The organism is Streptomyces sp. NPDC127098, assembly GCF_042722465.1.
GTDB lineage: Bacteria > Actinomycetota > Actinomycetes > Streptomycetales > Streptomycetaceae > Streptomyces > Streptomyces millisiae.
The window spans coordinates 1-3503 of the sequence record NZ_JBHXFJ010000140.1; the positions used below are offsets into that span (position 1 = coordinate 1).

Annotated in this window: 2 protein-coding genes; one reads left to right on the plus strand and one right to left on the minus strand. The window is 71.8% G+C overall.

Going from position 1 to position 3503, the window contains the following annotated elements:
• Window positions 1-102 precede the first annotated feature (102 nt).
• Window positions 103-2172, minus strand: a complete 2070-nt coding sequence (tkt, locus tag ACFWI8_RS36160; RefSeq protein ID WP_387100474.1) for a transketolase — start codon at window positions 2170-2172, stop codon at window positions 103-105.
• Window positions 2173-2481: 309 nt separating this feature from the next.
• On the opposite strand from tkt, the gene ACFWI8_RS36165 reads away from it, so the two are divergent.
• Complete coding sequence (locus ACFWI8_RS36165) at window positions 2482-3420, plus strand: heme o synthase (RefSeq protein ID WP_387100477.1); 939 nt, start codon at window positions 2482-2484, stop codon at window positions 3418-3420.
• The last annotated feature ends 83 nt before the right edge of the window (window positions 3421-3503 follow it).

Genomic DNA, 3503 nt, shown 5'->3' on the forward strand with positions numbered 1-3503 from the left:
ATTTGTATCGGCTTCCCTGGGTTTGGGTGGTGGGCGGTGGTGGTGGTTCACGGGTCGGGGGGGGTGGGGGGGGCGGGGGGCGCCCGCCGCGGCCACCCCACGTCAGCGTGTCGAGGCCGCCAGGGACTCCTTCGCGGCCGACGCCACGGCCTCGGGCGTGATGCCGAACTCACGGTAGAGCGTCTGGTAGTCCGCCGAGGCACCGAAGTGCTCCAGCGAGACCACCCGTCCGTGCTGTCCGACATAACGGTGCCAGGTCAGGCCGATGCCCGCCTCCACCGCCACTCGGGCCGTCACCTCGGGAAGCAGCACGCTGTCCCGGTACGCCTGGTCCTGCTCCTCGAACCACTCCACGCACGGCATCGAGACCACTCGGGTGGGCACGCCGTCCGCCTGGAGCTCCTGCCGGGCGGCGAGCGCCAGGTGCAGCTCGGAGCCGGTGGCGATCAGGATGACGCGCGGGGCGCCGCCCTCCGCCTCGGTGTGCACGTAACCGCCCTTGGCCGTGCCCTCGTTGGGCGCGTAGGTCGGCACGTTCTGCCGGGTCAGCGCGAGGCCGTGCGGGGCGTTGTCGCGGCGCAGGATCTCGCGCCAGGCGATGGCCGTCTCGTTGGCGTCGGCCGGGCGCACCACGTTCAGCCCGGGGATCGCGCGCAGCGCGGCCAGGTGCTCCACCGGCTGGTGGGTCGGGCCGTCCTCGCCGAGGCCGATCGAGTCATGCGTCCACACGTAGGTGACCGGCTGCTTCATCAGCGCGGCGAGGCGCACCGCGGGCCGCATGTAGTCGGAGAACACCAGGAAGGTGCCGCCGTAGATCCGGGTGTTGCCGTGCAGTGCCACACCGTTCATCACGGCGCCCATGGCGTGCTCGCGGATCCCGTAGTGCACGGTGCGGCCGTACGGGTTCGCCTCCGGCAGCGGGTTGCCCGCCGGGAGGAACGACGAGGACGCGTCGATCGTGGTGTTGTTCGAACCGGCCAGGTCGGCCGAGCCGCCCCACAGCTCGGGGATGACCGCGCCGAGCGCCTTGAGCGCCTGGCCCGACGCCTTGCGGGTGGCCACCGAGGAGCCCTCGTCGAAGACCGGCAGCGCCTTCTCCCAGCCCTCGGGCAGCTTGCCCGCGCGGATCCGGTCGAACTCGGCGGCCCGCTCCGGGTTGGCCTCGCGCCAGACGGCCAGCTCCTTCTCCCAGGCGGCGCGCGCCGCCTGGCCGCGCTCCACCGCGCCGCGGGCGTGCGCCAGCACCGCGTCCTCGACCTGGAAGTGCTGCTCGGGGTCGAAGCCCAGCACCCGCTTGGTGGCGGCCACCTCGTCCGCGCCGAGCGCCGAGCCGTGCGCGGCCTCGGTGTTCTGCGCGTTCGGCGCCGGCCAGGCGATGATCGAGCGCGCGGCGATGATCGAGGGGCGTTCGGTCTCCGCCTTGGCCGCCTGGAACGCGGCGTGCAGCGCGGCCGGGTCCAGGTCGCCGTCCTCCTTGGGCGCCACCCGCTGCACGTGCCAGCCGTACGCCTCGAAGCGGCCCAGCACGTCCTCGGAGAACGCGGTGGCGGTGTCGCCCTCGATGGAGATGTGGTTGTCGTCGTAGAGCAGCACCAGGTTGCCGAGCTTCTGGTGGCCCGCGAGCGAGACGGCCTCGGCGGCCACGCCCTCCTGCAGGCAGCCGTCGCCGGCGATGGTGTAGATGGTGTGGTCGAACGGGGAGGTGCCGGGGGCCGCGTCCGGGTCGAACAGGCCACGCTCGTAGCGGGCGGCCATCGCCATGCCCACCGCGTTGCCGATGCCCTGGCCGAGCGGGCCCGTGGTGGTCTCGACGCCCACCGTGTGGCCGTGCTCCGGGTGCCCCGGAGTCCTGCTGCCCCAGGTGCGGAACGCCTTCAGGTCGTCCAGGGTCAGGCCGTAGCCGGCGAGGTACAGCTGGACGTAGAGCGTGAGGCTGGTGTGACCGACGGACAGCACGAACCGGTCGCGGCCGGCCCAGTCGGGGTCCGAGGGGTCGTGCCGCATGAGCTTCTGGAAGATCAGGTAGGCGGCTGGTGCCAGGCTCATCGCCGTGCCCGGGTGGCCGTTACCGACCTTCTGCACGGCGTCCGCGGCCAAAACCCGGGCGGTGTCGACTGCCCGCTGGTCCAGGTCGGTCCATTCGAGGTCTGAAGTGGTCGGCTTGCTGCTCACCCTGCGTCAGGGCTCCTCTCCGCGTACGTTCCGCGTGTGTCAGGCCGGTGACGGGGACGATCCGCCAGGCGGCGGGTGGCTCACCGGACCGCCATCGAGCCTACCTCCGGGCAGGACCCGGGCCGGGAGCCCGCTCCTTCGCGGGGTCGCTGCCGACACCTCAAGGGTGCCCCAGCGCGGCCGAGCCGGCATGTCCACCGGTCCCGCTGGGTGCCGGACACGGGCACCCCCGGTGACAAGCCGTGTAAGTCGGGCGTCTAGAGTGACTGGGCACAACCGATCGCCGATGTCGTACAACCAGGGGTGTCCGTGACGGCCGTTGATTCCCGTCCCGTGGCAGAGCCGCTCGGCTCCGCCTCGGGTCGTTGGACACCGGGGGCGAGGATCCGGGGCTTCGTGGCCCTCACCAAGCCCCGCATCATCGAGCTGCTGCTGATGACCACGGTCCCCGTGATGTTCCTCGCCGAGGGCGGGGTGCCGGACCCGTGGCTGGTGCTCTCCACCTGCTTCGCCGGCTACCTCTCGGCGGGCGGCGCCAACGCGCTCAACATGTACATCGACCGCGACATCGACGCCGTGATGCAGCGCACCAGGAACCGGCCGCTGGTGACCGGTGTGGTGCGGCCCACCGAGGGCCTCGTCTTCGGCATCACCCTCGCCGTCGTGTCCACGCTGTGGTTCGGCCTCCTGGTGAACTGGATGTCGGCCGCGCTGTCGCTGGGCGCGCTGCTCTTCTACGTCGTCGTCTACACGATGTGGCTCAAGCGCCGCACCTCCCAGAACATCGTCTGGGGCGGCATCGCCGGCTGCCTGCCGGTGCTCATCGGCTGGTCCTCGGTGACGGGCACGCTCTCCTGGGCCGCCGTCATCCTCTTCCTGGTGATCTTCTTCTGGACGCCGCCGCACTACTGGCCGCTGTCGATGCGGGTGCAGGACGACTACGCGAAGGTCGGCGTCCCGATGCTGCCGGTCGTCGCGGGCAACCTGGCGGTGGCGCGGCAGATCGTCGTCTACAGCTGGGTGATGGTCGGGGTCTCGCTGCTGCTGTGGCCGCTGGGGTACGCCGGCTGGTTCTACACGACGGTGGCGGCGGCGGCCGGCATCTGGTGGCTCTGGGAGGCGCACGCGCTCCAGGCGAGGGCCAGGGCGGGGGCGGCCAAGCTCAAGGAGATGCGGCTGTTCCACTGGTCGATCACATACGTCTCGCTGGTCTTCCTGGCCGTCGCGATCGACCCGTTCCTTTCCTGACCGGCGTTCTCGCTGGGCGCTTGGCCTTGGCCACCGGCCCGCAGGCCCGGGTCACCGGCGCGCTCCGCGCGCCTGGTGCCCGG